The sequence below is a fragment of the Bartonella sp. AC62GZZY genome (assembly GCF_042196525.1).
Taxonomy (GTDB): Bacteria; Pseudomonadota; Alphaproteobacteria; order Rhizobiales; family Rhizobiaceae; genus Bartonella.
Genome location: NZ_JBHIQN010000020.1, coordinates 9,088 through 14,185, shown reverse-complemented (window position 1 = coordinate 14,185; position 5,098 = coordinate 9,088). Strand labels below are relative to the sequence as shown.

6 protein-coding genes are annotated in these 5,098 nt (G+C 42.8%); 1 reads left to right on the top strand and 5 read right to left on the bottom strand.

Going from position 1 to position 5,098, the window contains the following annotated elements:
• The 5 genes from ACFIML_RS08285 to ACFIML_RS08265 all read right to left on the bottom strand — a co-directional run.
• A partial coding sequence (locus ACFIML_RS08285) for a hypothetical protein (protein WP_375687885.1) occupies window positions 1–253 on the bottom strand: 253 nt, incomplete at its 3' end.
• Window positions 254–512: 259 nt separating this feature from the next.
• A complete protein-coding gene (locus tag ACFIML_RS08280; RefSeq protein WP_375687883.1) occupies window positions 513–1,283 on the bottom strand; it encodes a lambda exonuclease family protein in 771 nt (256 codons plus the stop codon).
• A gap of 748 nt (window positions 1,284–2,031) precedes the next feature.
• Window positions 2,032–2,220: a hypothetical protein gene (locus ACFIML_RS08275; RefSeq protein ID WP_375607058.1), complete on the bottom strand. Its 189-nt coding sequence runs from the start codon at window positions 2,218–2,220 to the stop codon at window positions 2,032–2,034.
• 2 nt (window positions 2,221–2,222) lie between these two features.
• On the bottom strand, window positions 2,223–2,612 hold the full coding sequence (locus ACFIML_RS08270; protein ID WP_375607059.1) for a hypothetical protein: 390 nt from the start codon (window positions 2,610–2,612) through the stop codon (window positions 2,223–2,225).
• Between the two features lie 312 nt (window positions 2,613–2,924).
• Window positions 2,925–3,242, bottom strand: coding sequence for an XRE family transcriptional regulator (locus ACFIML_RS08265; protein WP_375607060.1), 318 nt, complete (start codon window positions 3,240–3,242; stop codon window positions 2,925–2,927).
• Between the two features lie 413 nt (window positions 3,243–3,655).
• On the opposite strand from ACFIML_RS08265, the gene ACFIML_RS08260 reads away from it, so the two are divergent.
• The gene (locus ACFIML_RS08260) at window positions 3,656–4,726 is read left to right on the top strand and encodes a YdaU family protein (protein WP_375609335.1); all 1,071 of its coding nucleotides are present in this window, start codon (window positions 3,656–3,658) and stop codon (window positions 4,724–4,726) included.
• The last annotated feature ends 372 nt before the right edge of the window (window positions 4,727–5,098 follow it).

The window sequence follows — 5,098 nt, the reverse complement described above, 5'->3', positions numbered from 1 at the left end:
TCACTCCAAGCCACTGGATAACGACCTGCCCCCTCCATTGTCTTTTCCCCCCAATGAACCAGCCGGCAACTCCCCCCAAGCGCCCGCAATTCCCCATATATAGGTTCTTTTCTTCATGCCCCCCCTTTTCCATGTTGGCTAAGAAAATTCCCGCAAAGCTCTTCCCCCCAAGCGGCGCCCCTAAGCTCCCCCTCAAGAACGAAAGCATAACGCGCACCATTGTCTCTGCAATAAAAAAACACTTGCCCGTCATTGTACTCCCCCAACACTCACCACAAAAGCTCCCAAAATCATGCCACCATATCTCTAAACACTTGGCCTTACTCCCATTCTCGTTTTGCCCTCCGGCATACGCCTTGCATGCGCTTCAAGCTCCCCGCTTTTACCCCCCATTGTCCCAATATGCTTTCACATTCATAGCCAAGCTCTTTGTGCTCCCTGCTTCGCTGCGCCCCCTTGTTTGGCACCCTCTTCCAACATATGCTTTGCTCTTTTCCCTCTGAATTTCTTTTTTATAGAACTTTGCCTCTCCTCAACGCTACACAAGATCCCTTTCTTCCCCTCTTGCGTCTCATTCTTGCTTTGCCCTCCAGCATACGCCTTGCATGCGCTCCAAGCTCCCCGCTTTCTCCCTCCTTCAAAGCAATTTCTGTTCTTATATGAAAACCTGTCTCAACCGATTTAATTTGCTGTACCATCTTCTCCAACGCCTCATTAAAACGGCTAATTTCATTTTCAAGCTTGCAAATATAGGCTTCATCACGATAAGCCCGTTTAATCAAAGGTGGCATATTTGGCCAATAGAGCATTAAATCCACCCATTCGCGTTGAGAAATCCATAACCCTCCTTGACATTGTGCTTTATGTTCTGCTGGAAAGCCCTTTTGCATGAAATGAGGAATTAAAATTTCAGGTTTTTTTGTTTTAATTTCCAACAATCCATTTTTTCCCACAAAAGCATCGGGAGAAAATCCTTGTCCGCGATCATCAGCCAAAACAAAGCCAATACATTCAGGTTCTGTATGTGTCAGTTTCCCATAAAGCTGTCGCGCGCTTGGTTCTAATTCAGTCCCACGTCGCTGAGAAAGTGTTGTCCCTTCATCAACGGTTTTTCCTGTAATTCTTTCTCCCGCCAATTTCATCATCACACTCTGATAGCGTGACGTTTTTTGCCCTTGTTTTGTTCGTGCCATCACCATCTCAAACAACGAAGCCGTAATCAAACCATTACGCACTTGCTGCCATTCCTCTGTTCCTTGAATACAATCGATAATGATTGGCATGGTATTTCTCTCCTTAATCTTTAAAGTGCTTTTTTTTGCAACATATTCTCTTTGAAACATTCATATCTTTTAAGATGCATTCCCCACTAAGAATGACAGCATCCTTAAATATTGTGCTACTGAAATCACAAAAGCTGTTGGAAACGCCCCCCCAACATCCCTCCTCCCCACAAGTTTCTCATCCCCTCCTTTTCCATATCAGCTAAGTCCCTCCCAAGCGGCGCCCTCCCTAGACGAAAGCATAACGCGTGATATTTTCTCCCCGATAAAAAAAACCTTACCCGTCATTATCTCCCTAAGGCTCAACACAAAAACGGTCAGAACCGCGCCCCCATAGCGCCTTCCTCTTCTTCCCCCTCAAACACCTTCCCCCATTTCCCAGCATGCTTTCACATTCATGTCCAAGCTCTTTGCACTCCCTGCGCTCAAAGCTCTCTGCTTTCCCCCCTCCCTCAACACTCTACTCTTTCCCCCTACACAAAGCTTTTTTTAAAGATTGACATCTCCTCAACGCTATACGGCTGCCCCCCTTTTCCACACCTCATATCTCCCCTCCAGCATATGCCTTGCATACGCTTCAAGCTCCCCCCCATTCGTTCTCCCCACAAGTTTCTCATCCCCTCCTTTTCCATATCAGCTAAGTCCCTCCCAAGCGGCGGCCTCCCTAGACGAAAGCATAACGCGCACCATTGTCACCGCAATGAAAAAGCACTTTGGCCCATCATTGCGGCTTCTTTTTTCAACCCTGCTATTGCACGACGGAAAAATCATAGCGGAGATATTCTTCCGCCAATTTTTTTGCCATAGACAGCGCCGCTTCTTGCGAGATAAAAAGAAGAGCGTCGTGTTTTTGTGGTTCGAGTCTGATTAAATTTCGCATATTTCCAGCATAATAAAGTGGAATCCCTCGATAAGAAGTCTTGAGATAACTTGTCATGTTTACCACCAATAATCTGTCAAGACATCACATGGGCGTAAACGATGCTGTTTTTCATAAGAGCCATAGAGATTATCTTCATAATCGCACGCCGCTCTTTCATTTAAAAAAGCATGATACGCTTCACTATTCAAAATGAAGGGCTGCAATTGTGTATTTTCTTCATTTATTTCATGATTTTCGACATAAAAATCAGCGATTTGTTCCGTAACATCTTCAGCATAAGAAGTTGTCAGATCGAGTCGTAAAACTCTATAAACAGTTTCATATTCTTCAATCAGTTCGAGCACCTCTTCGATTTCGTCGATTGGTCCTTCATAAGTACAAGGATTTTCCTCTTCGCATAAAACGACAATGATTTCATCCTCTTTAACGAATGAAATATTTTTCATGATTTCCCCCTTTAGATAGTTGATAAAGCATAGCCTTGTCTTGACAAGACTAAATATAGCGTTAGTCTTATATCCTCTATAGGAGAGATGTCAATCATTTTATCCTTCATAAAAGATATATTTTAAATATCTACGGGGTTCAAATGACATATGTAAAGAAAAATCTATTATTCTTTGTTCCTCTCATGCCCCTTTGTTGTTCTCTATTTGTTCTTACAAAATTGCAATTATAAACACACAGGAGAGATAAAATGAGTGACATAATATTAATAAAATACTGGAGTCGCCTTGACACAAAAGCACAGAAAGAAGTTATTTTGAAGCTTCGTCAATTGGCCGCCGCAAAAGAGTCAAAATCGCCTGTCTCTCTTGCGGAGAGAGTTTCGAAATAAGCTCTATAAATTCTTTATCTTCAGGGCTAGCCCCTTTCCCGTAAAGAATATAATTCATACTGATATTAATTTCGTGACAAATTCGCGAGAGAGATTCGATTGTTGGTTCTTTTCCTTCAGAAAGAATAGAATGAAGGTACCCCGCGCCTTTACCGGCAGAGAGAGAGATAGATCTTTTTGACCGCCCACTTTTTTCCAAAGCGGTCTTTAATCTTTGACGCCAACCATCGATATTCATAATTTCACCATATAGCGCGTCTTTTTAAAAAAACACGTCCTTTTTATAAAACGGGCTTGCATTATCCTCTAAAAAGGATAAAATTAAGGAAACAAATTTTACTTTTTAGGGGGAATTTTCTATTTTTAGCTCATAAAAACACTTTAACCACCCTACCGGATATAAAAGACCACCTCCAAAGCTTCTGCCCAAAAGAAAGTACGTTGAGAATGTGTGGTATTCTTTATTTTTTCCATCACCGCAATCTTAAATCGTAAGTTTGCATGCGCTTCAAGCACAGCCAATCATTTATAAGCATCGTAAAGAAGCCTCTCGTCATCATCGAACAGAGCCAAAAGCAACACAAGTTAAATCCTTATTTGAGCTTTTATCATCAATAAAAATGTATAAAAAAGAAGAAAGTAGATTGCAGTATGAAACACGCTAATCAACAAGAAACTCCTCATTATGAATCGTCTAGGCTTCCATATGTTTGTTGGTATCAAAATGACTTTCTAGGAGGTGTACGTGGGATGCGCGCACACGAAATTGGAATCTATACGATTCTTCTCAATGAAATGTATGCCCGTGGCCGACCTTTAGAAATATCGAAAGAACGTTTAGCGCGTCTTTGTGGTTGTGACAAGCGAACTTTTGTTAATGTTTTAGAGATGCTCATCCAAGAGGGTAAGATTTTAAATTTAGCCAATGGATTATGGAATAAGCGTTGCGAAAATGTTTTTCAAGAGCGTGAAAAATTGCTTGAACAAAAATCCTTTGCGGGTCGTTCTTCGGCAAAAAAACGCAAGAAAATCAATGTAGAGATGCAACAACTGCTTAACGAAAGTACAAAAGATGTTGCACAAAGCTCAAAAGCTCAAAAGGCAGAAGAAAAGGAAACACCTTACGGTGTTTTAGAAAAGAAAATTTTGTTTGATGAGACAGAACCTTGTTTTTCCTGCGAAGAGAGTTTTGAACAAAGCGATCATCCATCACCCTTATCGGCTCTTGATTCACCTCTCCCTTCTCCTCCACAAGAAGAAGCGGAGCAAAAAAACGCCTCCCCTTTAAACGCTCCCCAAGCGGAGTTCACTCCCGCCCCTATCGCGCAAATTGTCACGGGGGAAAAGACAAAATCCGCCACCACTCTTCCCCTCAGCAATCTTCCTTCCTCCATTCCTCCTTCTTCCAACAAAAAAACCACAGCCTCAGTTGCCAAAGGGTACCGTCTTCCTGAGCATTGGCAAGCAGACATCAAGGCGGCAGTTTCAGAAGGCTTGAGTGAAAGCCAAGCTCTTTGGCAAGCCAAAAAATTTCGCGACTATTGGAAAGCCAAGAGCGGCAAAGAAGCTCTCAAAGTAGACTGGCAAGCCACATGGCGCAACTGGTTTCGCCGTGAGATCGAACGGCAAGAACAGCAAAAACAGGGAAGCTCCTCATCTTTTACCTCTGAGAACAACGACACGCTTTACCGCAGTTTGATCAACTATAGCGACAATTTTTGACATCACAAAAACAACGTATTTTTCAAGCACGCACAGGGATAAAAACGTTTCAAAACCACAATAGCATCGGACAAAATAACACAAAACAAAGGGCGGCAAAACAACACTTGGATAAGCTCTTCACACCGTAAAACGCGTCAACATCGACCATTTTTCTCTCATCACAAAAGCGTTTTCCCCATGCAAAAGCCCCACACAGGCATCCCAACACATGCCCCAACAAGGTATCCCAAAACAGGACTCCAAAATGCACCACCCTCTCACAGACATCCACCCCACCCTTCTTTCACCCCCTTCCTCCTTTCCGCTTTCCTCCTTTTCTCAAGGCGCCACTTCCCATGCTCTTGGCAAGCAGACATCAACAGAGCAGCT

Bases quoted from the DNA above. Each gene is read 5' to 3' on its own strand.
- ACFIML_RS08275 (WP_375607058.1), bottom strand. From the start codon at position 2,220: ATGACAAGTTATCTCAAGACTTCTTATCGAGGGATTCCACTTTATTAT.
- ACFIML_RS08270 (WP_375607059.1), bottom strand. From the start codon at position 2,612: ATGAAAAATATTTCATTCGTTAAAGAGGATGAAATCATTGTCGTTTTA.
- ACFIML_RS08280 (WP_375687883.1), bottom strand. From the start codon at position 1,283: ATGCCAATCATTATCGATTGTATTCAAGGAACAGAGGAATGGCAGCAA.
- ACFIML_RS08260 (WP_375609335.1), top strand. From the start codon at position 3,656: ATGAAACACGCTAATCAACAAGAAACTCCTCATTATGAATCGTCTAGG.
- ACFIML_RS08265 (WP_375607060.1), bottom strand. From the start codon at position 3,242: ATGAATATCGATGGTTGGCGTCAAAGATTAAAGACCGCTTTGGAAAAA.